Source organism: Limnobaculum xujianqingii, assembly GCF_013394855.1.
Classification (GTDB): domain Bacteria; phylum Pseudomonadota; class Gammaproteobacteria; order Enterobacterales; family Enterobacteriaceae; genus Limnobaculum; species Limnobaculum xujianqingii.
On sequence record NZ_JABMLK010000001.1, the window covers coordinates 1,112,747 to 1,138,401 of the forward strand.

Consider the following 25,655-nt stretch of genomic DNA (forward strand, 5'->3'; position numbering starts at 1 on the left):
CCATTAAATTGAAACATATCTTCAAACAGGGTTGATAAATACTTTATTAACTATCAATTTGAATAATATATTTATCATATTATTCATTTTTTCTGTTAATAAAGTTTTTTGAAAAATCCATTTTATTTTATCAACCATCTGTTTTTAAAGTATTTAATACAGATTACATTCTAAGTCATCCATTTTTCTGAGATTCTAATTCTTCCCAGCGCAAAAATGCCTCTTCAAATTCTTGTTCTTTTGTTGCCAAATCCATCAGTACTTTTTGCGTGACTTCATGGGGTTGATTAAAGAACGAAGCGTCACTTACTTTAGCCTGAAACTCAGCAACCTCAGCCTCCAATTGCTCTATTTTGGCGGGTAATCCTTCCAGTTCACGCTGTTGGTTGTAGCTTAGTTTATTGTTAGTACGTTTCTTTTCTTCCACTTTTTGTGCTACAGGTTTAGATTCCGTAGCTGAGACAGGTGTCCGCAATTCTTTAGCATTTGCCTGTTGATGATGAGCATCGAAATAACCACCAACATACTGTTTAATTACACCCTGCCCTTCAAAAATCCAGCAGTCAGTTACTGAGTTATCAACAAATTGTCTATCGTGGCTGACCAGCAATACGGTGCCACTGTAATCATTTAGTAACTCTTCCAACAGCTCCAACGTTTCAATATCCAGATCGTTGGTTGGTTCATCGAGAATCAATAGGTTACTGGGTTTCAAAAACAGGCGAGCCAGTAGCAGGCGGTTACGCTCTCCTCCGGACAACGCTCTCACCGGAGTCATGGCGCGCTTTGGATGAAACAGAAAGTCTTGCAGATAACCTAATACGTGACGGGAACGACCATTAACCATCACTTCCTGTTTACCATCCGCCAGGTTATCAATAACGGTTTTATCCGGATCTAACTCAGCCCGATGCTGATCGAAATAGGCCACTTCCAGTTTAGTCCCGCAGCGTACTTTGCCACTGTCTGGCTGTAACTGTTGTAGCATCAACTTCAATAAGGTGGTTTTGCCGCAGCCATTTGGGCCAATCAGGGCGATCTTATCTCCGCGCTGAACCTGAACTGAAAAATCTTTTACCAGCGTTTTGCCGGCCACGCTATAACTGACATTTTCCAGTTCAAAAATGATTTTCCCTGAACGCAGTGACTCTTCCACCTGCATCTTCGCTGTACCCATGGTATTACGGCGAGCTGCATGTTCATTACGCATCGCTTTCAATGCCCGAACACGCCCTTCATTACGGGTACGACGCGCTTTAATCCCCTGGCGGATCCAAACTTCTTCTTGAGCCAGCCGGCGATCAAACTCTGCATTTTGCAGTTCTTCAACCCGCAGTGCCTCTTCCTTTCCTTCCAGATAAAGATCGTAATTACCGGGCCAGGACACCAGTTTACCGCGATCCAAATCAACAATACGGGTTGCCATACTGCGAATAAATGAACGGTCATGGGAGATAAAGACAATGCTGCCATCAAACTCTTTCAAAAACTCTTCCAGCCAGGAGATGGTTTCGATATCCAGATGGTTAGTTGGCTCATCAAGCAGCAATACATCAGGAGAAGAAACCAACGCACGAGCAAGCGCCGCTTTACGTAACCAACCACCAGATAATGATGACAATGGCGCATCGGCGTCTAATTCGAGCTTAACCAGCACAGCTCGAATATGGCTATCAATCAGCCAGCTTCCCTGATGTTCCAACATCTCTTGCAGACTGGCTAATCTCTTCAGGTTTTGCTCACTGGGATCGCTACCCACCAGTTGAGACAGATGATGATACTCTTTTAACTGTGCTGCCTGCTTTTCCACACCTTCGGCTACAAAATCAAAGACGCTCCCTTCCACATTACGAGGAGGATCCTGTTGCAGACGAGCGACTACGATATCCTGCTCAAATACCAGTTGCCCATCGTCTAACGGCACTTCCCGGTTCAGAATTTTTAATAACGTAGATTTACCCGCACCATTGCGCCCAACCAGACAAACACGTTCGCCGGGCTCAATATGCAGCTCGGTATTATCCAATAGTGGTGCATCACTGAATGACAGCCATGCACCTGACATATTAATTAAAGACATCTGTTACTTTTCCTCACCGGCGTGAGACACCAGCCAGCAATTATGAATTTGTCGGTTACGGGCAAAATCGACAGACAACGTTTTTTCGGAAATCTCTTGTGCACTCAGCTTCAATTTAGCTAAGCCGTCCATATCCATCTTAAAGCCACGTTTGTTGTTGGAGAACATAATGGTACCACCAGGACGCAGCATTCTTTTTAAATCAGCCATTAAAGCCAAATGGTCACGCTGCACATCAAAACTGTTTTCCATACGTTTAGAGTTTGAGAACGTGGGTGGATCGATAAAGATCACATCAAACTGTTCATTCGTTTCATGCATCCAACCCAGACAATCTGCCTGAATCAACCGGTGCTGTCTGCCTACCAAATCGTTAGCCCGCAGATTGCGTTCTGCCCATTCCAGATAGGTGCGTGACATATCAACTGTGGTGGTGGTACGTGCACCGCCAATGCCAGCATGTACGCTGGCGGAGCCGGTATAGGCAAACAGGTTAAGAAAATCTTTACCACGACTCATCTGTCCTAACATCCGACGTGCAATACGGTGGTCAAGAAACAGGCCAGTATCCAGATAGTCTGTCAGGTTAACCCACAATTTAGCGCCAAACTCATTAACCAGGAAAAAATCGCCCTTCTGCGCCAGTTTTTCATACTGACTTTTACCTTTTTGTTTCTCACGAACTTTTAAAATTAATGCGCTGGCGGGTAATTCAAGAACCGCCAATGTGGCATTGATAGCATCGAACAGGCGTTGACGTGCTTTTTGCGGGTCTACTGTTTTTGGTGGTGCGTATTCCTGTAAAACATATTTGCTGCCGTAACGATCGAGCGCCAGATTATATTCAGGTAAATCAGCATCGTAGAGACGATAACATTCGATACCTTCCTGCTTCGCCCACTTCTCCAGTTTTTTCACATTTTTTCGCAGCCGGTTAGCAAAATCTGCCGCAATTTGTACTGACTGCTCACCGTTTTTCTCACCATCTGCCCCTGCGGAATGATCGCCCGGTAATACGCTTCTTTCACTATTCTCAGCCAGAGAGTAGTTTTTCTGCACGCAGTCCAGTGGACCATTCTTAGCTTTAAACTGACGTCCTGCCCGCAGTTGCAAACAGCTTAGCAGTTCTGGTGATGCACTAAATAAAGAGAGGTTCCAGCCACCAAAATCGCGCTTCATTATCTGCCCCAGCGCACTATGTAAAGCAATCAGCGCCGGTTCACTATCCAGACGTTCACCATATGGAGGGTTACTGAGTACCGTTCCTTTTTGATCTGCCGGTAATGGGTTGGTCAAACGCGTCAGTTCCTGAGTTTCGAACTGAATCAGACTGGCAACACCGGCCCGACGAGCATTGTTCTTAGCAATCTCAATGACCCGACGATCGTGATCATAACCAAAGAAGCGTGATTGCGTTTTATTGATGCCACGACTGGCTCTAACCTGTGCTTCTGCCAGCAATTCACGCCATAGCTCAGCATTATGTCCAAGCCATTGATTAAAACCCCAGTAATCACGACGCAAACCCGGAGCAATATCCGCAGCTACCATAGCCGCTTCAATCAATAAGGTGCCGGAGCCGCACATAGGATCAACCATTGGCGTTTCTGCCTGCCAGCCAGAGCGCATCACTATCGCTGCCGCCAGGTTTTCTTTTAATGGAGCCTGACCCGCCATATCGCGGTATCCACGCTGATGCAAACCATCACCACTTAAATCGATGGCAATATTGGCACGATCTTTTTGTAAATAGACATTAATCCGAATATCGGGCTGTACCTTCGCCACATCCGGACGTTGTTGAACTTTACGCGTGAAGCTATCAACAATGGCATCTTTTACTTTCAGAGCACCATACTGACTATTACGAATCTCTTCGTTGGTACCGGTGAAATTAACGGCAAAGGTTTTATCAACCCCAAACAGGGAAGGCCAGTTAATGGCATTAACACCAAGATACAGATCCATATCGCTGTATACGCGGAACTCGCTTAACGGCAACAGAATGCGTGAAGCTAACCGGCTCCACAGCAAACTGGTATACATCAGGCGCTCGTCACCTTCAAAATGCACACCACCCTGCACCACTTTACAGGCACTTGCCCCCAGCGCTTCCAGCTCAGTTTTTAATAATTCTTCCAGCCCACGCGCCGTACTGGCAAACAGAGAGATCATAAGGTTACACCGCATAATAAAAATAGTGGTGCATTATAGCCAATCCATGCGCTTTGTCATAAAGTTACCCTCTATTAATTAGTGAAATCTCGAATCACCGCCGTTCAGTGCCGATACTCCTCAGGTTACATATTTATTTATGCTGCCATATCATATCGTTAGCTTCTGGCGTTGGTGAGCTTCACCTGCTATCAATGGAGTTGTTACGTGGTTACTCTTTCTCGTTTATATGTACATCCGGTTAAATCAATGAGAGGTCTGGAGCTTTCTCATGCCCAGGTTTGTGAAAGCGGTCTGGCATTTGACCGTATTTTTATGGTGACCGAGCCGAATGGAACATTTGTTACCGCCCGACAATATCCACAGCTAGTGCGTTTTATTCCAGCCTTACTGATCAATGGCATATCTATTACTGCGCCTGACGGGCAAAGCAAAATGGTAGGCTTTAGCGACTTTTCTCAAAATCTTTCTCCAACCGAAGTTTGGGGAAACCATTTTACGGCCCATATTGCGCCTGACAGTATCAACCAGTGGCTAAGCGGCTATTTAAACAAGGAAGTACAGCTTCGCTGGGTAGGCCCTGAGCTTACTCGTCGGGTAAAAAATCGTCCTGAAGTCCCCCTCTCTTTTGCCGATGGTTTCCCATACTTGCTGATCAATGAGACTTCATTTCAGGTGCTACAATCGCGCTGCCCGGGCAGTATTGTGATTGAGCAATTCCGTCCAAATCTGATTATTCGCGATGCCGCACCATTTGCGGAAGATAGCTGGCAAACCATTCGTATTGGTGAGGTTATATTTGATTTAGTTAAACCCTGCAGTCGCTGTGTTTTAACCACCGTAAATATTGAAAATGGTCGTAAACATCCTCAGGGTGAACCTTTACGCACCCTCCAACAATTCAGAACCGCAGAAAATGGCGACGTGGATTTTGGTCAGAATATGATTGCCCGAAATCATGGCGTTATTCGTTTAGGTGATTCAATTGAAGTACTGGCGACCCATCCTGCCAGAGTCTATAAATCCAAAGACCCTGTGGAAGTGCTTGAGCCTGAGCAAGTGGAACCAAAAGATGTGGTGATCAGCTACGGTGAGCACACCTTTATTGGTAATAATCAGCAGGTATTGCTGGAACAGCTAGAACAAAACGGTATTCAGATTCCCTACTCTTGTCGGGCGGGTATATGTGGGTGCTGTAGAATCAAACTGGAAACGGGAGAAGTCAGTGCCATGAGAAAAGGTGCAATAAAAAGAGATGGCTCAGTCCTTGCCTGTAGTTGCATACCAAAAGGCAATATCAAACTAGCTTAATCATTTAAGCTAGTTTGGTTATACCGCTTGTGCGAGTAGATAATCCGGGGAAGAATCCTGACTAATGATACTTACGGCACTCATTCTGTCGTGCATCACTTTAATCGCATCACCCAGTTGCAGAGCTTTACCAGAGAGCGCCAGATAAGGCTGAGCCACCAGACACAGGCTGGCGTTCTCTCCAGCATCAACTACCAGCAATAATACCGTTTCACCACTATCAATCAGGGTAACGGCGACTATTTCGTTATTCTGAGGCTGTAATTCCACCTTCTGCTGAACAAAATACCAACTCTTCGGCATTAATGGTTTTAAAAAACGATAAGCCGTCAGCGCATTCAAATTTAATTCCGCACGCTGATCGTTAGTTAAAGGTAAGCAACGGCAGCGTTCTTCTAATTCAAAAAATAGCGCGGCATCATCAACACAAAATGCGGATTCGGTAAACGCATCAGGCGTCAACATTTTGGCCGGGAACCGAGAGCGGAAAATCATGTCATTAGATAAATCTAACATTAACCGATCGTGTTCATCGTCAAAATACCAGCGCCAGTTATCATCTGGCTTAATCCTCATTACACTTTCCTTAAACTATGAAGCTTATTTAATTCAATCTTTATCCCGGATAACGTCCACTATTATCTAATTAATCGAATAAAGATTCTGATAATTATGACTAACAATATAAACGCAATCACAAACGTTTAAAATATAGAACAACCGGGAGGAAAAATAAACCCCCGGTGATCAATTAATAAGAAATAAGATTAAATATGTGTGAGAATTTCTTTCACTAGCCCCGGACCTTTATAAATAAAGCCGGAATATATTTGGATTAATGAAGATCCTGCTTCGAGTTTCTCTCTGGCAGAAGTTAATGAATCTATTCCACCTACGCCAATAATAGGCAGTTTCCCTTTAAGTTCTGTGGATAAACGACGAATGATTTCAGTACTGCGAAGCTGTAAAGGGCGACCACTTAATCCGCCAGATTGATCGCTATTAATTAGCCCATCGACTAATTTCCGATCTAATGTAGTATTGGTTGCAATAACACCATCAATATTGTGTCGAATTAAACTATCAGCAACCTGGATCAATTCTTCTTCAGAAAGATCCGGAGCGATCTTAACGGCTATTGGAACATATTTGGCATGACGTTTTTCTAATTCAATTTGCTTATTCTTAATGGCCGCTAATAGATCATCCAACGCCTCACCATATTGTAATGTTCTCAACCCAGGTGTATTTGGAGAAGATATATTTACCGCAATATAACCTGCATATGGATATACTTTATCCATACAAATCAAATAGTCATCTTTGCCCTGCTCTACTGGTGTAACTTTATTCTTTCCAATATTTACACCGATAATTCCATCAAAGCGTGTTTTTTTAATATTCTCGACCAGATTATCAACGCCAAGATTATTGAATCCCATTCGGTTGATCAATCCTTCCGCTGCCACGATCCGATATAACCTTGGTTTCTCATTACCTGGCTGTGGTTTTGGCGTAACCGTACCAACTTCAATGGATCCAAATCCCATTGCACCTAACGCGTCAATACATTCACCATCTTTATCCAGCCCTGCAGCTAATCCTAATGGGTTTTTAAAATTAAGCCCCATGCAACTAACCGGTTTATTGGGAACAGATTGGCGAATAAGACATTGCAATGGCGTACCGTTAACACGGCGAAGTAAGCGAAAGGTAAATTCATGTGCCTGCTCTGGATCGAGCTGAAACAATGCTTTTCTGATGAAAGGGTAAAACATACTCCTCCTTAAAAACCTGCCCAAAATGACAACTCACGCAGCCCGATGGGATTGGTTTTTAGTCCGGGCTATCGACCGGAGACATATTATTCAGCATTGGCCTGCTAAAAGAAATGATCAATTACAGGAAATCGGGCATTTATGCGTAAAACATGTATAAAAAAACCGGCATAATAGCCGGCTTTTCTGATTAAATGGATTATTCACCATTTAGCGTTTTACTGATCTTCTCAAATAAATCGCCGGAGAGATTATCCAGTTTTGTCAATTTTTCCAACGCATTACGCATTAATTCCTGACGATGTTGGTCGTAACGACCTAGACGAATTAATGGCTCAATCAAGCGTGAAGCAACCTGTGGGTTTTTCTGATTCAGTTCAGTCAGAATTTCAGTTAAAAATACATACCCACTACCATCCTTAGCATGGAATGCAGATGGATTCGTAGAAGCAAAAGCGCCAATTAATGAACGAATTCGGTTTGGATTATTCATGCTAAAAGAGCGATGACTCAATAATGCTTTAATATTGTTAAGCACTGCGTTATCCGGACTGCTGGCCTGCAATATAAACCATTTATCCATCACCAAACCATCCTGATGCCAACGCTCATCAAATATCTGCATTAATTTATCGCGACACGGTAATTGTGCGGCAACCGCTGCGGATAATGCCGCTAAAGCGTCGGTCATATTATTAGCCTGATGATACTGTTGGCTAATAAGATTATTGGCAAACTCTGTTTCGGTAAATGCTAAATAGCCCAAACAAGTATTACTTAATGCTCGTTTGGCGATATCACTGTGTTCAATACGATACTCATCGGTTCTGTTAGCTAAATAAACCGCCAGCCATTCATCCTGCATTTCTTGAGCGAAACAGTTAACTAATTCACCTCTGACCTGATGAATAGCGTCAGGATCGATAATATCAAAAAGTTCTGACATCTCATTTTCTGACGGCAAGCTTAATATCAGCGCAGCCAGTGCTGGATCTAATCGATCGCTTAATAAAATGGCTCGGAAAGCATCAATCACATGCAGAGGTAACTCAAACACCTCACCTTTCTGCAACCGAGTAACATTTTCTTTTATATATTTTGCCAGCAGCATTTGTGCTGCATCCCAACGGGAAAAATCGTTGGTGGAATGCTGCATTAAAAATGCCAGTTGCTTATCTGTGTAGGGATAATCCAGCTTAACCGGTGCAGAAAACTCTCTTAATAAAGAAATGATTGGCTGCTGTGGCACTCGCTCAAATACCAGAGTTTGTTCAGCCTGAGTAATATTCAGCACTGAATTTACTGGTTTCCCTGCTGAATATAACGGAATGACTTCGCCACTATCGGCATACAGTTCAATACTCAATGGAATATGTAACGGTAATTTTTCCGCCTGATCCTGTGTTGGTGGCGTAAACTGGCTAACGGTTAAAGTATATTGCTGCGTTGTACTGTCATAACTGTCGCGTACTGTTAGCTGTGGTGTTCCTGACTGGCTATACCAGCGACGGAATAACGTTAAGTCGATACCGGATGCATCTTCCATCGCCTGAACGAAATCATCACAGGTAGCTGCACTACCATCATGACGTTGGAAATAGAGCTTCATTCCCGCCTGAAATTTCTCTTCTCCCAACAAGGTATGCATCATACGGATCACTTCCGATCCTTTTTCATACACTGTCAGGGTATAGAAGTTATTCATCTCAATGACTTTATCCGGACGAATTGGATGCGCCATTGGGCTAGCATCTTCCGCAAATTGTGCTCCGCGCATAACGCGAACTGAATCTATACGATTCACTGCGCGAGAACCCAGATCGGAACTGAACTCCTGATCGCGAAAAACAGTTAACCCTTCTTTCAGGCTAAGCTGGAACCAATCCCGACAGGTAACCCGGTTTCCTGTCCAGTTATGGAAATACTCATGCCCGATGACCGATTCAATGTTCAAATAGTCTTTATCAGTGGCGGTTTCTGCCTTAGCCAACACATATTTGGAGTTAAATACGTTTAGCCCTTTATTTTCCATCGCTCCCATATTGAAGAAATCAACGGCAACGATCATATAAATATCTAAGTCATACTCCAAACCAAAACGTTGCTCATCCCACTTCATGGAGTTTTTCAGCGAGGTCATTGCCCAGTCGGCGCGATCGAGATTTCCACGATCGACAAACAGCTCCAGTGCCACACTTCTGCCAGAACAGGTAATAAAAGTATCTCTTAATACGTCAAAATCACCGGCCACCAACGCAAACAGGTAACAAGGTTTAGGGAAAGGATCTTGCCATTGCACCCAATGACGTCCATCCTCCAAATCCCCTTGATCAATGCGATTACCATTTGATAATAAATAAGGGTAAGCCTGCTTATCCGCCACAATACGCGTAGTAAAACGCGCCAGAACATCCGGACGGTCGAGATAATAGGTGATATGACGAAAACCTTCGGCTTCGCACTGGGTACACAATGCCTCACCAGAAAGATATAACCCTTCCAGAGCACTGTTAGCGGCAGGATGTATTTCATTAACAATCTTCAGCGTGAAGTTATCCGGCAGTTGCTCTAATACCAGTTTCCCTTCCTGCTGCTGATAGTGAGTCCAGGGCGTATCATTTACGCTGATAGAGATTAGGGTCAGATTTTCACCATCTAATACTAATGGTGCGCCTTTATCTCCCTGACGTTGAACCTGACTGATAGCCGTTACCTGAGTAGTTTCTGAGGCTAAATCAAAGGATAAATCAATGTCGGTGATAGTGAAGTCAGGTTTGCGGTAATCCTGACGGTACTTAGCTTGTGGTTTCTGGGTCATAAAAAACCTATATAAGAAAGACAATGTTGTTCAATTAATTTATCAATTGAGTCTATGCTTCTTAACAATCAGATGCAAAACTCCAACCGGCTAAACACGAAAAATAATCATTTTCTTCACTAACAATATTCAGTATTGTGCCTGACTGAATAAAAAGTCAGAGTGGAAACCGCATATTTTCTGGATTTATTAACCTGACATTAAGTGTGAAAAATTTAAATTTATTTATATATCAATAAATTAAAAAGTTCAAGATTAAAAAAACAAACGTTAAAAAACTACAAAAACAACTTTTCACTACATTTATATTAATCAGTTACATTCCATTTTAAACTGCCAATCCTCGTTTTTTTCTCTTTTTAATGATTGATGTAAGGCTAGTTGATAAGATATTTAAAAAACTAATAAGGGGAAAAAGTGAAAAAGTTATTTTTACTTCTGGCGTTAACAGGATTGGTCGGATGCCAAACTGTCACGGATATGAGAACACAAGGACCATATGCTGAATACTCTAGCGCTAAAGATGCTAAGTCGCTAGCCACATGTATTATGGCCGGATGGGAAAAGGAACCGTTAGTTATTGGCCAAGCTTTTGATGCTGCGATCAATTTGATTGATGGTGGCTACTCAGTTTATACCCCCAATTATGCTGAAGTTGCTGATGTTTATGAGGCTAAAAATGGTTCACTCATTAAATACTATTTACAACGTGGTGGGGCTATGACAACGCAATCTCGGATAGATAAGAGAACAAATACAGTTACTTCTTGTTTATAGAAATTTTTAGTATTCATAAGTTTGTTAACATAAAAATGCTCTCTATTTAGAGAGCATTTTACTTCTAACTGAATACCACGCCCTATGGACGTAGTTATCGCTTTTCTGCTCTACCAGTAAGGCTATTCATGGTAAAACCCGAATTTATTATCCCTACAACTAAATAAAGATTTAACCATGAGTAGATTTCAAAAAACATCGCATGCGCTATGTCATTGTCAATATCATTACCTAAATAGCAAAATGATCTTAATACAAAAAAAGCATCGCGGCTCTTTGCTTGTTTAATATCAATCAGAATATTTTACACTAGTATTAATCTTCTGCATGCTACGCCGATAATTTGACCATTTTCTTCTCAAAAAACTATTAGCAGGATACTCAACTAACTTATATAGAATAATAGACAATACGACACATAATAAAAATATAGATAAGGAAAACAAAATTACGAATATTATCCCTTTACCTACAGGGTTAAAAATATGAATAGCATTTAATAAAATTATTTGATGAACCATATAAAACGAGAATGAAGAGTCCCCCAAAAGAAGAAGATACTTATTATCAAGCATCTTCGATATAAAACCATTACAAAGAGAGAATGCACATACAATTAACGTCATAGGAATAATAAATATCAAATCATATCGATAGTTCATAGGAATATTATACGTAGTAACAGTAATAATTATTGTTAAAATAACTATTATTGAAAATACTTGAAACAACCCTCCCTGTGTATAACTCAACTTTATCTTTCCTGATGAATAGAGCTTATAAGAAAGCATACCAAAAATAAAATCAGACAGCCTGAAAAATGGGTTAATATACAACAACCAGTGTTCAGGAAAGAGGTTGAAACCATGAATGGAAAAATATATATTCAAAGCAAGTATGAATATTAATATGATTACTACAGCCCTCGTATTTAACATTACTAAGACGCAAAATGAGATATAAAAAAACAGCTCCGAAGATATACTCCATGACACAGAATTCAATGAAAAATAATATACTTGATTTGGAAAAAATGACTGAGTTAATGTTATGTTACTTATAAAAACAAACAAATTAAATTCATAATTATTCATTAAGAAATAAGAAATAAGAAATAAGAAAAAAATATAAAAACAATCAATGTAACAATGTGAATAGGGTAAAGTCTAAACAACCTAAATGCCATAAAGTCCTTTTTATCTAAACCTTTATTGCGATAGCCACTGAAACTATACGAAATAATAAACCCTGATAATACATAAAAGAATGTAACTCCAATATACCCATTAAATAAGTATTTATTGAAAAATGGAAAGCCATATTCTTTGAAGTCAGAGATATAAGATATAAATAACTGCGCCTAATAGTAGATCACCGAATGGAACTCAATCCGGTTTGAGCGATCTGATCAATCGCCAAAAAGAACATATCGCCAACCGGACTGAGTTATGCCGATCATAGCACCGATACCCAGAAATGAACGACGTCAGATGGAAAAAATTGTCCATAAAACAACAGACAAAAACCATTCCAGACGTCTCATGGCCATGCTGATGTTACATCGTGGTGAATCACTCAGTTATGTCGCTAAAAACCTGTGTGCAGCACGTTCCTCCGTCGGTCTGGATTCACTGGTTCACACTATTTGGCATCGAAGGCCTGAAAAGTCTTCCGCCCGGACGCCCAAAAAAGTGGCCTGTTGAGGCGATGATGCGCATGCTCAATTTACTTGTTGAGCGCTCTGCACAGGACTTCGGATATCTGCGGTCACGGTGGAGTACTGAGATGCTAACGATTGAAATTAATAAACTATTTAATTCAACTTTGCATCCAGGAACGATCCGTCGCTGGCTACCTGAAGGTGGGATTGTCTGGCGCAGGGCAGCTCCGACATTACATATTCGCGATCCCCTCAAAGATGAAAAACTGGCAGCGATTAATGAAGCATTAGAAAAAAACTGCGCTGACCATCCCGTCTTTTACGAGGATGAGGTGGATATCGATTTGAATCCCAAAATAGGCGCTGACTGGCAGAAAAAAGGACAGCAAAAACGAATCCCTACGCCGGGAAAAAATGAAAAGCATTACCTTGCCGGAGTACTTCATGCGGGAACGGGCAGAGTGGACTACGTCAGCGGGACAAGTAAGAACTCAGGTCTATTTATCAATATGTTACGAAAGTTGAAAAGTACATATCGCAGTGCAAAAACAATTACGCTAATCGTTGATAATTACATCATTCACAAGAGCAAAAAAACGTTGAAATGGTTGGAGGATAATCCGAAATTTACTGTTATTTATCAGCCAATTTACTCTCCGTGGGTAAACAAAATAGAACTCTTATGGTTGGCCTTGCACGAGACCATCACGCGCAATCATCACTGCAGAACAATGTGGCAATTATTGAATAATGTCAGACAATTTATGAAAGCCGCTTCACCTTTCCCGGGCAACAAACATGGGCTAACGAAAGTGGAGCGGTATTAGGCGCAGTTATTTATGATGAAAAAAAACAGCTACCGCAGCAAAAAAACGAAGAGACGTTAAGCTATTTATTTTTTGTGCTGCACTATTTTTCACTTCTACACCCTTTCCTTATACATAACTTCGTTAAGACAACATTATAGCTTAACCATTAATTTCCCCATAATCATATCAGTTTCAGTTAAATGCCAATTAAAAAGTAACAATCAGAAAGCCATCAATTACCTGTCATTATTATCAATCTGCACAGAAGACAAACCATTATTTGAGTACACCTGAAGAGACAAATCAGTCTATCTTCCTTTCAGGATACTCATTGGGTTTCCATTCTTATAACTACTAATACTATTCTGAGCGAACATAACCGCTGTGGCGTGAGTTACGTGATACGTTTTAGCGATAATGTGAAAGAATTAGTGGTAAAATTAGTTTTTTCATTAACTCTTCCAGAAAAGCTAATAAAGTTGTAGCTTCTCTGTCTACTTCATTCTCTGACATCAGAGATAAAGTAAAAATGAAAAGGGATGAGATGACGATTCTGCATCATTTCATGAAATTCGCAGTTTATCTGTCAGATTGTGTAGTGAGCATCCTGATAAAAAGTTTGCTCAAAAGCTTCTTAAAGATAAGTTATTATCCATTGCGAATAAGTATCAGGACGTTAGAGTAAACGAATGGAACGAGGTGAAATGATTTCAAACTATTTTGAACTTTCGGTTATATGCCATTGATTTATATAACCGTTTTATTTAATTGAATATTGAAGGTATACTCTCCGGATATTTCAGTGCGTCACCTAATGAGAAAACAGTAACCGCAACATGAAACAACAGGCAACCCCCATCCTTACGTCATTATTAGATACTGATGCTTATAAACTGCATATGCAGCAGGCGGTTTTCCATCGTTATCGTAATACCACTGTGATCGCGGAGTTTCGCTGTCGCAGCGAAGACCTTCTGGGTGAATATGCAGATGAAATCCGCCAACAGATATCATTAATGCGTGATTTGGCATTAACTGAAGATGAGTACCAGTATCTGACCTCTCTGCCCTTTTTCCAGCAGGACTATCTCGACTGGTTAAAAACTTTCCGTTTTAATCCGGCTCAGGTGCAGGTAAGTAATGAAAAAGGTCGACTAAAGGTTCGTATTACCGGGCTGTGGTATGAAACTATTCTTTGGGAAGTTCCCCTGTTGGCGGTAATTAGCGAAACCATACATCGTCACAGAACACCTGATATCGGTACCGAACAGGCCATTTCGCATTTAAAACAGAAATTGACCCGTTTCCGTCAGGATTATGCTGATGTCGACCTGTCACAATTCAGAATATCTGATTTTGGTACTCGCCGTCGTTATAGCAAAGCAGTTCAGCAGGATATTGTAAACCTGTTACAACAAGAATTTTCGCCGTATATGGCAGGCACCAGTAATTATGATCTGGCTCGTCGCCTGAATCTTTCGCCAATAGGAACCCAGGCTCATGAGTGGTTTCAGGCTTTTCAACAAATAAGCCCGGTACTGGCCAATAGTCAGCGTGCTGCATTGCAGGGTTGGCTGGATGAGTATCCGGATCTGTTGGGAATCGCTCTTACAGACTGCATTACCATGGATGCGTTCTTACGTGATTTCGGCATTCAGTTTGCCAGCCAGTATGAAGGGCTACGACATGACTCTGGCGATCCGTTTGAATGGGGCGAGAAGGCCATTGCTCACTATCAAAATCTGGGAATCGATCCATTAACTAAAATGTTAGTGTTCTCTGATAATCTTGATTTGGATAAAGCGGTGGCGCTGTACAAACGGTTTCATACCCGCGTTAAGCTGGTCTTTGGTATCGGTACTCGCCTGACCTGCGATATACCCGACGTCAGCCCACTGAATATCGTCATAAAACTGATTCAATGTAATGGCAAACCTGTAGCAAAACTATCAGACAGCCCGGGAAAAACCATCTGTCAGGATAAAGCGTTTGTTAAAGCATTACATAAAGCCTTCAATTTACCACTGGTGAAACGAGGCAATTAATTCGCCACATTAATGTGGTAAATGAAAAGAAAAGCCGCCTTTCTATTGTAAAAAGGCGGCTTTTTTTAGTACCTTTATCAATTACCCCGGCATTCAATAGGCCATCACGCTAAAAGTACTTCTATTTTTAAGCGAATGTCCGATGTTGTATGGCGGAGATTGCTGTTTTCTGGATGCCAGTTAACATGCAGAAAGTAATTAAGTGTCAGGTCGCAATGAATACCAAGCATCCTGAAATAAAATTCAAATAATTTAACATCATAAGAGAGAAATTTATGAGCGTAGTGCCTGTAGTCGACGTACTGCAAGGCCGTGCTGCGGTTGACAGCGAAGTCACCGTACGCGGTTGGGTACGTACCCGGCGTGATTCTAAAGCCGGTATATCCTTTCTAACCGTTTATGACGGTTCGTGCTTTAATCCATTACAGGCCGTCATCAATAATTCTCTGCCTAATTATGAGAACGAAGTGCTACGTCTGACGACTGGCTGCTCTGTCGTTATTACCGGCAAAGTTACCGCATCACCAGGTGAAGGCCAATCCTTTGAATTACAGGCAACTGAGGTTCAGGTAGCTGGCTGGATTGACGATCCGGATACTTATCCAATGGCGGCTAAACGCCATACTATTGAGTATCTGCGTGAAGTGGCTCACCTGCGCCCACGTACCAATATTATTGGTGCCGTTGCGCGCGTCAGACACACGCTTGCACAAGCAATCCATCGTTTCTTTGACGAGCAGGGTTATTTCTGGGTATCCACGCCTATTATTACCGCTGCTGATACAGAAGGTGCCGGTGAGATGTTCCGTGTTTCTACATTGGATCTGGAAAACCTGCCGCGTAACGATAAAGGATTGGTTGATTTCAGCCAGGATTTCTTTGGTAGTGAGTCATTCCTGACGGTATCTGGCCAATTAAACGGTGAGACTTATGCCTGTGCGTTGTCCAAAATCTATACCTTTGGCCCAACGTTCCGTGCAGAAAATTCCAACACCAGCCGTCATCTGGCTGAATTCTGGATGGTTGAGCCGGAAGTTGCCTTTGCTAACCTGAACGACATTGCTGCACTGGCAGAAAGCATGCTGAAGTATGTTTTCAAAGCGGTTTTAGAAGAACGCGCTGATGACATGGCCTTCTTCGCAGAACGCGTAGACAGTGAAGCTATTTCTCGCCTGGAAAAATTTGTAACCTCTGACTTTGCTCAGGTTGACTATACCGATGCAGTCGAAATTCTGATTAATAGCGGTCAGAGCTTCGAAAACCCGGTAAGTTGGGGTATTGACCTGTCTTCTGAACATGAACGCTATTTAGCAGAGAAGCACTTTAAAGCGCCAGTGGTAGTTAAAAACTATCCAAAAGATATTAAAGCCTTCTATATGCGTATGAATGAAGACGGTAAAACTGTTGCGGCAATGGATGTTCTGGCTCCTGGCATCGGTGAAATCATTGGTGGTTCTCAGCGTGAAGAGCGTTTAGAACAGTTTGACCGCCGTCTGGCTGAGTTAGGCATGAATAAAGAAGATTACAGCTGGTATCGTGACCTGCGCCGCTACGGTACCGTGCCACATGCAGGCTTTGGTTTAGGTTTCGAACGTTTAATTGCTTATGTGACCGGAGTTCAAAACGTACGTGATGTAATTCCGTTCCCAAGAACCCCAAGAAACGTGTCTTTCTGATATCTACAGAAATTGACTAAATTTCACTCAAAAAACAAAAGGCCAGCAATTTTGGCCTTTTGTTTTTTAAAAATTAGATGCTTATCACAAAGTTCAATTACATTCACAATTGGAAATACCTATTTTCCGCTTGTAACTTCTTTAGGATATTAGTAGCATTTAAAGGCTAGATTAACTGCCTTGCGAATGAAAAACTGCGGGTGGCTTAAAAAATGGCATCAACGTTTACCAACTATAAAGTTGGAAGCAGTGGCAGATGTCAGACAACTCCAATGAGGGAAGTTAATAAAATGATGAAACGTAAAATTTTAGCAGTGATCGTACCAGCTCTGTTAGTTGCTGGTGCAGCAAACGCAGCGGAAGTGTATAACAAAGATGGTAACAAGTTAGACATTACCGGCAAGATTCAGGGTTCTCACTATTTCTCTGACGACAAAGGCAACGACGGCGACAAAACTTACGCTCGTTTCGGTCTGCGCGGTGAGACTCAAGTTAGCGATCAAGTAGTTGGTTATGGTTACTACCAAACCGAGCTGAACGCTAGCAAGCAAGAAAACAACGGTGGCAACACTCAAAAAACTCGTCTGGCATACGCTGGTATTAAAGCTGGTGATGCAGGTTCTTTCGACTACGGTCGTAACTACGGTGTTCTGTATGACATCGGCGGCTGGACTGACGTTCTGCCAGAATTCGGTGGCGACAGCTATCAACAAACTGACGTCTTCATGACTCAGCGTGCTGGTAACCTGGCTACTTACCGTAACAAGAACTTCTTCGGTATGGTTGATGGTCTGAACTTCGCTGTTCAGTATCAAGGCCGTAACGATTCTGGCGACCGTAACGGTTCTGACCGTAACGGCGACGGCTGGGGTCTGTCTTCTGTATATAACTTAGGTAATGGTCTGTCTTTAGGTGCTGCATACGCTTCATCTGACCGTACCGATCTGCAAACTGCTGATGGCCGTGGCGACCGCGCTAACGCTGCTACCGGTGGTATCAAATACGATGCGAACAACATCTATTTAGCAGCTATGTACAGCCAGACTTACAACATGACTCGTTTTGGCACCAGCAACAACTACGTTGCTAACAAAGCGCAAAACGTTGAAGTTGTAGCTCAGTACCAGTTCGATTTCGGTTTACAGCCATCTTTAGCTTACGTTCAGTCTAAAGGTAAAGACCTGAACTACGCTGGCTACGGCGACAGCCAGGACTTAGTGAAATATGTTGATGTTGGTGCTACTTACTACTTCAACAAAAACATCTCTACTAAAGTTGACTACAAAATCAACTTAATTGATGACAGCAAGTTCACTGATGCAGCTGGTATCTCTACTGATGATATCGTAGCTGTTGGTATCGTTTACCAGTTCTAATTCATCTTATTTGATGATATGCAAAAGGCACTCTTCGGAGTGCCTTTTTAATGTGCGAAATAAACTATTTGGCTAACCAGATGGTGTTGATTATTAGATTTTTCAATATATCCATCAGCTTTATAGTTTTAATTACTTTTTCATTCTAAACCATTGTCAAACTCAATAAATTAGCGTTACTCTGACTATACTTCTGCTTTTCTCAATTAATCTGATTCATGGAAGCCATCAACTATGTTTGAACATATTAAAGCTGCGCCCGCTGACCCGATATTAGGATTGGGAGAGCTGTATAACGCTGAAACCCGCCCAAGCAAAATTAACCTTGGTATTGGGGTATATAAAGATGAAACGGGCCAGACGCCGGTTCTTGAATGCGTAAAAAAAGCAGAGCAGTATCTGCTGGAAAATGAAAAAACCAAAAACTACCTTGGTATTGCAGGTATTCCTGCATTTGCCACTTGCACTCAGGAATTATTATTTGGTGCTGGTAGTCCGATTATTAGCGAGAAACGAGCGCGTACGGCACAAGCCCCAGGCGGTACCGGTGCATTACGTATTGCCGCGGATTTTATTGCCTCCAACACTGATGTGAAGCGCGTTTGGATCAGTAACCCTACCTGGCCAAACCATAAAAATATTTTTCAAGCTGCCGGATTAGAAACGCCAGAATACACTTACTATAACGCCGAACAACACGCTTTAGATTTCGACGGTATGTTAGCCAGTTTAGAACAAGCTCAGGCTGGTGATGTGGTACTGTTTCACGGTTGCTGTCATAACCCTACCGGAATAGATCCTACTGCTGAACAATGGCAAAAACTGGCTGAGCTTTCCGCAGCTCGCGGCTGGCTGCCACTGTTTGACTTCGCCTATCAGGGTTTTGCTAATGGTCTTGAAGAAGATGCTCAGGGCTTACGCCTGTTCGCCGCAACTCATTCAGAATTGATCGTTGCCAGCTCTTTTTCTAAGAACTTTGGCCTGTATAACGAACGCGTTGGTGCCTTTACTCTGGTTGCTACCGATAGCGAAACCGCTGAGCGTTCGTTTAGTCAGGTGAAGTCGGTTATTCGCGCTAACTACTCCAACCCTCCTGCTCACGGTGCTTCTATTGTTGCCACTATTCTGAGTAACCCTACTCTACGTGCGACCTGGGAACAGGAATTAACGGATATGCGCCAGCGTATTCATCGTATGCGCCAGCTATTTGTTAATACCCTGCAGGAAAAAGGCGCACAGCAGGACTTTAGCTTCATTATTCAACAAAATGGTATGTTCTCCTTTAGTGGTCTGACTCAAGAGCAGGTGCTACGTCTGAGGAGCGAATATGCTATCTATGCGGTGAACTCTGGCCGAATTAACGTTGCCGGGATGACGCTGGATAATATGGCTCCGTTGTGTGAGGCAATTGTCGCGGTGCTATAAGCCTGACCAGGTGTTTTATTCTGTTGATGGGTCAGTTAATGAAATAACTGGCCCATTATTTTTACTACTTTTCCGAAACTTTGGCATCAAGCACGACAAATAAGGCTGCCATTTTCTCTTGCAGGATAAATTGTAGTGACTCTTTTACTGGGGCCTCATCCAGTTTTACTACTGCTGTGATCAGGGCAAGGCACTGCTCTGCCAGTTCCAGCGGATCGTTTGAAGTGAGTTCAATTGAATTAAGCATGGCTGATTACCTCGCTTAACGGATAATCAGCCACGATCGGGTATCGTTTACCCGATCCGGATCGAAAATTGGATCTGATGGCGGGTATAAATTTAGGGGGAGTTTGGGTATGCTGTTTAGTAGCCATGATGTTACCTTTGATAACGTTGTGGTTAGAAACCCCGTAAGTGTTACCGCACTGCGGGGTTTTGCTTTTTGGCGGCGGGTAAACCCGCCTGCCCTGCAACAGTATATTTATACAGCGATTGGGTCAATTGGTGGGTTGGAGTTTCAATAAGGAGAATTTGGGATATTGGGGATGTATCGCAAAATGAGGTGGGTATTAACTTTAGTTGGTTAAAGATATCTCCCCCAATGGGGAGATATCATACCAGCTCACAGTTTAAAACCATCGGTAATTGTCTAAAAAATTTGGGGGTTACCCGGCTACCAAGTGGTAATTACCACTGAGAGTGCTCTAATTATGATAGAGATGAATGTCAATTTCTGACGATTTAAATGAAGATCCCAGCCTATAATGACTGGGAGCAAACACAACGTCCCCAATAGTACAGGTCACAGCCCACGACTTAAAATCAGTGGTAATTAGCTGAAAACTGCTGAATCAAGATCCGATAGAGCATAATTAATGTATTTTATCATTCCTCAACATCCTCGATAACCGGTATACAAGGCGATAAAAAATGATCTTTTTCTTTTTTTAAATTACCTCTAGCTAAAACAAAAACCTCAAATTCATTAGAAGCATCTGAGTTTTCATCATTTCTGATGTAAAGTAAACCATAAGAACCTATGGCAATTTTTGCAATATAATTATAAAGTTCAATAACATCTATTACATCCTGAGACAAATGATTTGTATTACCACTAACCAATAGCTGATTAGAACCATTAACCTCATTAAGCTTAATAAATCCTGGTGCATCATTCATTCTGTGACTTAATATAAATAAAGATAGTTCATCCAAAATCAAACGCATCTTATTTTCATCACTTTCATATGTAGAGTCACTTAATGATACCCAGCCGTAATATTCAATCATTTTATTTTCTTACCATTCTTATAGCTAAAATCACATGTAATTATTTAATAAATCAGGCACTCTTTTTCTACTTTACTACCAGCAGCAGGAAAGCATTGATACACAACAAGAACTATTGATTATCAGGCTGAGATAACTGTTTGATAAATTAATAAGATCCCAGCTCTTAGGCGAAAATATTGCTACTATTTATTTAGCTTTTTTAATAAACTCCTCTAAAACACATTTTACTGGTGAACTAGCTTTTTCTAATATAATTTCAGCCTTTGATAACAATTGTTCTTTTTTAGATTTATCCAAAGTTGATAAATCTAAAAATCTTAATGAATCAACACAAGTGATAAACAAATCCTTATCACTTGTATTAATAGTCTCTAAGACCACTTCTAGTTCATACGGATTATGTAAATCACCCAAACATTCTATGAGTCTTTTTTGCCAAAAAATAGGTTTAAGTTTTAGCTGTTTTAATAATAAATGCCAATCGCTATCACTAAATTGTTTAAGGATTTCAGTTGATTCTAAAATAGCACAATCATACCAATAATCCCCAGGCTCACTTTCTTGACTAAACTCAGAAATACAAGTATCAAATTTATGATAGCCAGCAATAATATCATTACCTTTTTTGATCATATCAATTTCTACTCCATTAACTGTTCCTCGATAAAGAGTATCACCAGTTGAAGTCCTTTGCCCTATAGGTTTAGTATTTCCAATTTTATTAACGGAATCAATAATATTCTTATCTGACCAATGTTCAGGAAATAATGCTCTCGTTTTTATTTTTGATAAATTTCCATCTTCAAACTGGGTTGTATATTTTACAATTTTGGTTCCATCTGGATTTACTTTTATAGTTTCTACTGCATATTTCGGATTAGCATCATTTATACTTGGAGAATGCCCTCCAATTATCTTATTTGAACCGGTAATCCGCTACCCCTCCAAAATTTTAGTTTCCATTTCAGGAGTTAACTTAGATAAAGAACTATTCGTACCCTTTCCTGCACCTTGTTCAACAACTGAACCTCCTTTTCCCTCTAGAAGGTAATATTTTCGCTGGTATCAATGCCCTTGATAATATTTCAGCTACATTTTCCAATACTTTTTGGTCGCCATTGGCAGCCTTTATTGCCATATCTTTAATTCCTTCCCACGCATCACCATTCATGACGGCGTCGAGAGTTTTTGCCGCCGCAGCATTTTTCTTGGTCAGATCGCTTTGTACCTGGCTACAGTAATCGTTTCCGGTTGCACACATCACCAGTAGAAGTGGTTCATCTCACTGAGTAAACCCAACCCTGAGCTTATTATCCTGCCAATAACTGCATGAAGTATATGTGCAAACGGATCAAAATCGCTCTGATAATGTGAGTTCACAGATATTTACCTACGGTATTGAGAACTGGCGGTTAAAATAACGAGCCCAGCCTATACCGGCTGGGGTATAAGATTGAAATTTCATGATTTTTATTAAAAATCAGAATATTCACTATATTCAATATCATCTTCTGTCAGTTCATCAAAACCATCGTCTTTAAGCATTTTATTAAAATAGTTTATTGTATTCTCTAAAGCTTCTTCAACAGTTTCTCCATTACCTATAGCTCCCTCAGGGCAACCATCAAATTTTCGTTTTATTTGTAAATCTGTTCTTCCCGTATATAAACCAGACTGACTTTCATAAACTTTAATTTTCATTTTTGCATAAGGTAAAAGAGGTATCATCCAGATGATAAACTCAGCCACCACTTTATCTATGCTACCAACATTTTCTAACTGTAATTTACGCCACATAAACTTAATCCTCTATTGTCTACCGAATGAGATAATTTTCTTATCACTAGTCATATCGATATATTTGCCATTCTTATAATATCTTGTGACCCCTTCGGTTGCTCCACTGATTTGAACTTTCTTCGCCCCTTTCAAATCATTAGCAAAATATTGAGCTTTAAGAAGATATTGCTCCACATCAGCGGCTCCCACTTCCGTTCCATGCTTATTAAAATGTTTTAACAGCGAGTCCTCTGATGAATCAAAACTGCCCGAATGCCAGTTGTCACTAACGGTCTTACGATTCTCTGAGATATAAATATTTTCTCGCCAGTCTGGCTCAACAATTTGACTTCCGCCAGTATTACTTTGTAAACTATCAGCAATTTGGTTTCCGCCTGTATTCGTTGCTGAACCACCAGCTATCTGATTTCCACCCGTGTTAGTTGCTCCTTGGTCTGGCAATTGATTGCCGCCAGTATTGTTCGAGCCTGGGTCAATTATCTGGTTTCCACTAGTGTCATTTGGAATATTTAGCCTATCACCCCAAGTCACACTCCCCAATATCAGACCCGCCATCCCGGCACCACTTTTTATCTGCTCATCCAGATATTCTATTTGTTGTGGAGTCAGTTGCGCTATCTTTGCTGGGTCTCTGGTTGCTCCCGCAGTTAACGCGTCTTCTATCATAGAGTTAGTAAGAGCAATAGGAATATCTGCTGAGCGCATTGTATTCATACAACCTGCACTTTTAAGACAATTTTCTAATGCCATTTCCCCGACTTTCTTCGCACCTTTGCTCAGTCCATTATTCTCAATCGCATTCTTCCCTGCCTGCGCCCCGGTCATGGCACTTGCACTACTGTCCCCAACCACTCCCCCGGCTAATCCCGCAGCCAACGTACTCAGCAATGAAACAGTTTGCTTCTGTTCCTCATTCAGTTGTCCTTTTGGCACATCCGGATAAAGCTGCTCTATTATCAGACTCCCGATGAGTTCCCCGGTTGCAGCACCAGCAGCGGCTTTGTCACCTTCCAGTGGTTTCAGCATATGCGCCAGTTCTGGAACAGTTACAAAAGAAAATACAGCCCCAATATTACTAAACTCGTTCCACTCTTTATCCGGCCCACCTTGAGTGGTTCCAATAATTGGAATTTGCTGATAATCTGATTATCTGTAGATTCCCGTAAGAACCCAATCAGTAGATCTACCCAAGCCTCCAACTCCTATTTATTCACTCAGTTTCTTTAACATATGAGTTATAAGAACCATCTTCATTTTCTAACCAAAATCGCTCACATTGCGGGCAACACAAAACTCTGACTCGGTCAGAATCAACAATTTCAATAAATTCATCATCACTAATACGATTATTAGTTTTATCTAATATCCATAAAATCTTATTAATTTTATTTTCAGATAAAAAAGAATATTCATAATTATTGCTACCATCGGATAAATTCATTACATAGCCGCAACGGCATGTAAATTTAGGCATTTCTACTTCCCTCCTATAGTTGGACGGTCATACCGTATAACTTGACCCTTGGAGTTTTGGAAAAATAGAATATTAATATTTTTCGCTGTTGGTTTCCCCCAAGTTCTATTAACTATACTTTGCATCATTTCAGCAGGCACATCAGCTTGAATAAAAACAGCGCTAGTTTGTTTGTTTTTTCCTCAATCATCCTCAACACTGATTTTTCTGACATAACAGTAGGATTAGGTGTATAGTCAGCCAGTTACAACTACTTTTCGCCAGTGCATTTTGATGTCCGGACAACCAAGCCCAGACGCACTTTTTCGGCCCGATACGCCACCACCCCAGAACTGTTAAAGAGCAACCAACGCCACATCATAGCAGCGGCGTCAGCCGCTGCCATTACCTGTTTTATTATTTTGTTGCCGGGCTGGTCCCACAGCCTGCCAGTTACCGTTGCCGTGGAACACGGGCAACTGATTATCCGGCCTGTGACTGAATAAACTACCTATAAAACTATCCCGGCCTGATGGCCGGGATATGCACTAAGATCCTTTGTAGTTCCCTGCCTCATCTCGCCATAAAATAGCAGGCATTTCATAAAAATACATATTCAACTCTTCATCATTCTCATCGGTTACATTATCCGGCCAGTTTTCTTGCAGATAATTTACTATGGTGTCACTATCTGCTTTCCAATATGGCTCTTTCCTACCTAATGGATCATCCGGCCTACAAAAACGTACGACCTCCTGATCAAGCAATATCCTTATAATATTAAAAAACATGTCCTTATATACAGGTATATCATAACCTGGATTCCAGCCAATAATAGAACCGAATAGGCCAGACAACCATAACTCCTTTGAGTCCTCAATTATTTCTTCAAGGTTAGATATAATGTTCATTTCATACCTCATTGTAGAAACTTAATTTCAACAGGAGCATTAGGTTTAGCGACTCCTCTTGGTATATCAATAGTCCATGCTTTACCTGTCTCATCGACTGAATTTGAAAAATTTCTTAAGTTAAATGTTCCTTGAGGTGTTCTGACTGAATATACAATACCTCTCCCCGGCACATCTCTGGCAACAGGCATTTGTTTACTACCAATCAACTCCATAAAATATTGTTGTACCTCCACTTCAGAAGCCCCACTAAATATTTTCGCTTTTC

Annotated in this window: 19 protein-coding genes and 1 pseudogene; 7 read left to right on the plus strand and 13 right to left on the minus strand. The window is 41.3% G+C overall.

The features are described from left to right. Nucleotides 1-175: 175 nt before the first annotated feature. Together GOL65_RS05235 and rlmKL are read right to left on the minus strand one after the other, a co-directional pair. Nucleotides 176-2,080, minus strand: coding sequence for an ABC transporter ATP-binding protein (locus GOL65_RS05235; RefSeq protein WP_140921114.1), 1,905 nt, complete (start codon nt 2,078-2,080; stop codon nt 176-178). 3 nt (nt 2,081-2,083) lie between these two features. Beyond that, on the minus strand, nt 2,084-4,255 hold the full coding sequence (rlmKL, locus tag GOL65_RS05240; RefSeq protein WP_140921113.1) for a bifunctional 23S rRNA (guanine(2069)-N(7))-methyltransferase RlmK/23S rRNA (guanine(2445)-N(2))-methyltransferase RlmL: 2,172 nt from the start codon (nt 4,253-4,255) through the stop codon (nt 2,084-2,086). A gap of 207 nt (nt 4,256-4,462) precedes the next feature. On the opposite strand from rlmKL, the gene GOL65_RS05245 reads away from it, so the two are divergent. Continuing rightward, nucleotides 4,463-5,566 carry a YcbX family protein gene (locus GOL65_RS05245; RefSeq protein ID WP_140921112.1) on the plus strand — a complete coding sequence of 368 codons (1,104 nt, stop codon included), beginning with the start codon at nt 4,463-4,465 and terminating at the stop codon, nt 5,564-5,566. An 18-nt stretch (nt 5,567-5,584) separates the two neighbouring features. Here GOL65_RS05245 and GOL65_RS05250 read toward each other — a convergent pair whose 3' ends face one another. The 3 genes from GOL65_RS05250 to pepN all read right to left on the minus strand — a co-directional run bounded on the left by GOL65_RS05250 (nt 5,585) and on the right by pepN (nt 10,162). After that, complete coding sequence (locus tag GOL65_RS05250) at nt 5,585-6,142, minus strand: cell division protein ZapC (RefSeq protein WP_140921111.1); 558 nt, start codon at nt 6,140-6,142, stop codon at nt 5,585-5,587. Nucleotides 6,143-6,333: 191 nt separating this feature from the next. Further along, nucleotides 6,334-7,344 carry a quinone-dependent dihydroorotate dehydrogenase gene (pyrD, locus tag GOL65_RS05255; protein ID WP_140921110.1) on the minus strand — a complete coding sequence of 337 codons (1,011 nt, stop codon included), beginning with the start codon at nt 7,342-7,344 and terminating at the stop codon, nt 6,334-6,336. 199 nt (nt 7,345-7,543) lie between these two features. Further along, nucleotides 7,544-10,162 (minus strand): aminopeptidase N, encoded by a 2,619-nt coding sequence (gene pepN / locus GOL65_RS05260; RefSeq protein WP_140921109.1) that lies wholly within the window; start codon nt 10,160-10,162, stop codon nt 7,544-7,546. A 417-nt stretch (nt 10,163-10,579) separates the two neighbouring features. Between pepN and GOL65_RS05265 the strand changes: the two genes are divergently transcribed. Beyond that, on the plus strand, nt 10,580-10,939 hold the full coding sequence (locus GOL65_RS05265; RefSeq protein WP_140921108.1) for a hypothetical protein: 360 nt from the start codon (nt 10,580-10,582) through the stop codon (nt 10,937-10,939). Between the two features lie 290 nt (nt 10,940-11,229). On the opposite strand, the gene GOL65_RS22560 is transcribed toward GOL65_RS05265, so the two are convergent. After that, entirely contained in the window at nt 11,230-12,081 is an 852-nt protein-coding gene (locus tag GOL65_RS22560) for an acyltransferase family protein (RefSeq protein ID WP_407657492.1), read from the minus strand. Between the two features lie 306 nt (nt 12,082-12,387). On the opposite strand from GOL65_RS22560, the pseudogene GOL65_RS05275 reads away from it, so the two are divergent. The 5 genes and pseudogenes from GOL65_RS05275 to GOL65_RS05295 all read left to right on the plus strand — a co-directional run bounded on the left by GOL65_RS05275 (nt 12,388) and on the right by GOL65_RS05295 (nt 19,930). Continuing rightward, nucleotides 12,388-13,426: pseudogene (locus tag GOL65_RS05275) on the plus strand (IS630 family transposase). Between the two features lie 818 nt (nt 13,427-14,244). Further along, nucleotides 14,245-15,453 (plus strand): nicotinate phosphoribosyltransferase, encoded by a 1,209-nt coding sequence (gene pncB / locus GOL65_RS05280; protein ID WP_140921490.1) that lies wholly within the window; start codon nt 14,245-14,247, stop codon nt 15,451-15,453. Nucleotides 15,454-15,728: 275 nt separating this feature from the next. Further along, entirely contained in the window at nt 15,729-17,129 is a 1,401-nt protein-coding gene (gene asnS / locus GOL65_RS05285; protein ID WP_140921491.1) for an asparagine--tRNA ligase, read from the plus strand. Between the two features lie 293 nt (nt 17,130-17,422). Then, nucleotides 17,423-18,505: a porin OmpC gene (gene ompC / locus GOL65_RS05290; protein WP_140921499.1), complete on the plus strand. Its 1,083-nt coding sequence runs from the start codon at nt 17,423-17,425 to the stop codon at nt 18,503-18,505. Between the two features lie 234 nt (nt 18,506-18,739). After that, nucleotides 18,740-19,930, plus strand: a complete 1,191-nt coding sequence (locus GOL65_RS05295; protein WP_140921492.1) for an amino acid aminotransferase — start codon at nt 18,740-18,742, stop codon at nt 19,928-19,930. Nucleotides 19,931-19,994: 64 nt separating this feature from the next. On the opposite strand, the gene GOL65_RS05300 is transcribed toward GOL65_RS05295, so the two are convergent. From GOL65_RS05300 to GOL65_RS05330, 7 genes are all read right to left on the minus strand, one after another. Further along, a complete protein-coding gene (locus tag GOL65_RS05300; protein WP_140921493.1) occupies nt 19,995-20,177 on the minus strand; it encodes a hypothetical protein in 183 nt (60 codons plus the stop codon). Between the two features lie 638 nt (nt 20,178-20,815). Continuing rightward, nucleotides 20,816-21,220: an Imm7 family immunity protein gene (locus GOL65_RS05305; protein ID WP_140921494.1), complete on the minus strand. Its 405-nt coding sequence runs from the start codon at nt 21,218-21,220 to the stop codon at nt 20,816-20,818. Between the two features lie 189 nt (nt 21,221-21,409). Continuing rightward, nucleotides 21,410-22,156, minus strand: coding sequence for an EndoU domain-containing protein (locus GOL65_RS22025; protein ID WP_218652039.1), 747 nt, complete (start codon nt 22,154-22,156; stop codon nt 21,410-21,412). 540 nt (nt 22,157-22,696) lie between these two features. Next, nucleotides 22,697-23,020, minus strand: coding sequence for a hypothetical protein (locus GOL65_RS05315; protein WP_140921495.1), 324 nt, complete (start codon nt 23,018-23,020; stop codon nt 22,697-22,699). Nucleotides 23,021-23,032: 12 nt separating this feature from the next. Further along, on the minus strand, nt 23,033-24,049 hold the full coding sequence (locus GOL65_RS05320) for a VENN motif pre-toxin domain-containing protein (RefSeq protein ID WP_140921496.1): 1,017 nt from the start codon (nt 24,047-24,049) through the stop codon (nt 23,033-23,035). Between the two features lie 184 nt (nt 24,050-24,233). Beyond that, complete coding sequence (locus GOL65_RS05325; RefSeq protein ID WP_140921497.1) at nt 24,234-24,497, minus strand: hypothetical protein; 264 nt, start codon at nt 24,495-24,497, stop codon at nt 24,234-24,236. A gap of 527 nt (nt 24,498-25,024) precedes the next feature. Next, nucleotides 25,025-25,387: a hypothetical protein gene (locus GOL65_RS05330; RefSeq protein ID WP_140921498.1), complete on the minus strand. Its 363-nt coding sequence runs from the start codon at nt 25,385-25,387 to the stop codon at nt 25,025-25,027. Between the last annotated feature and the right edge of the window lie 268 nt (nt 25,388-25,655).

Excerpts from the sequence above, each read along its gene's own strand:
- GOL65_RS05235 (WP_140921114.1), bottom strand. The coding sequence starts at position 2,080 with ATGTCTTTAATTAATATGTCAGGTGCATGGCTGTCATTCAGTGATGCA.
- rlmKL (WP_140921113.1), bottom strand. The coding sequence starts at position 4,255 with ATGATCTCTCTGTTTGCCAGTACGGCGCGTGGGCTGGAAGAATTATTA.
- GOL65_RS05250 (WP_140921111.1), bottom strand. The coding sequence starts at position 6,142 with ATGAGGATTAAGCCAGATGATAACTGGCGCTGGTATTTTGACGATGAA.
- pyrD (WP_140921110.1), bottom strand. The coding sequence starts at position 7,344 with ATGTTTTACCCTTTCATCAGAAAAGCATTGTTTCAGCTCGATCCAGAG.
- pepN (WP_140921109.1), bottom strand. The coding sequence starts at position 10,162 with ATGACCCAGAAACCACAAGCTAAGTACCGTCAGGATTACCGCAAACCT.
- pncB (WP_140921490.1), top strand. The coding sequence starts at position 14,245 with ATGAAACAACAGGCAACCCCCATCCTTACGTCATTATTAGATACTGAT.
- asnS (WP_140921491.1), top strand. The coding sequence starts at position 15,729 with ATGAGCGTAGTGCCTGTAGTCGACGTACTGCAAGGCCGTGCTGCGGTT.
- ompC (WP_140921499.1), top strand. The coding sequence starts at position 17,423 with ATGAAACGTAAAATTTTAGCAGTGATCGTACCAGCTCTGTTAGTTGCT.
- GOL65_RS05295 (WP_140921492.1), top strand. The coding sequence starts at position 18,740 with ATGTTTGAACATATTAAAGCTGCGCCCGCTGACCCGATATTAGGATTG.
- GOL65_RS05300 (WP_140921493.1), bottom strand. The coding sequence starts at position 20,177 with ATGCTTAATTCAATTGAACTCACTTCAAACGATCCGCTGGAACTGGCA.
- GOL65_RS05305 (WP_140921494.1), bottom strand. The coding sequence starts at position 21,220 with ATGATTGAATATTACGGCTGGGTATCATTAAGTGACTCTACATATGAA.
- GOL65_RS05315 (WP_140921495.1), bottom strand. The coding sequence starts at position 23,020 with ATGTGGCGTAAATTACAGTTAGAAAATGTTGGTAGCATAGATAAAGTG.
- GOL65_RS05320 (WP_140921496.1), bottom strand. The coding sequence starts at position 24,049 with ATGCTGAAACCACTGGAAGGTGACAAAGCCGCTGCTGGTGCTGCAACC.
- GOL65_RS05325 (WP_140921497.1), bottom strand. The coding sequence starts at position 24,497 with ATGCCTAAATTTACATGCCGTTGCGGCTATGTAATGAATTTATCCGAT.
- GOL65_RS05330 (WP_140921498.1), bottom strand. The coding sequence starts at position 25,387 with ATGAACATTATATCTAACCTTGAAGAAATAATTGAGGACTCAAAGGAG.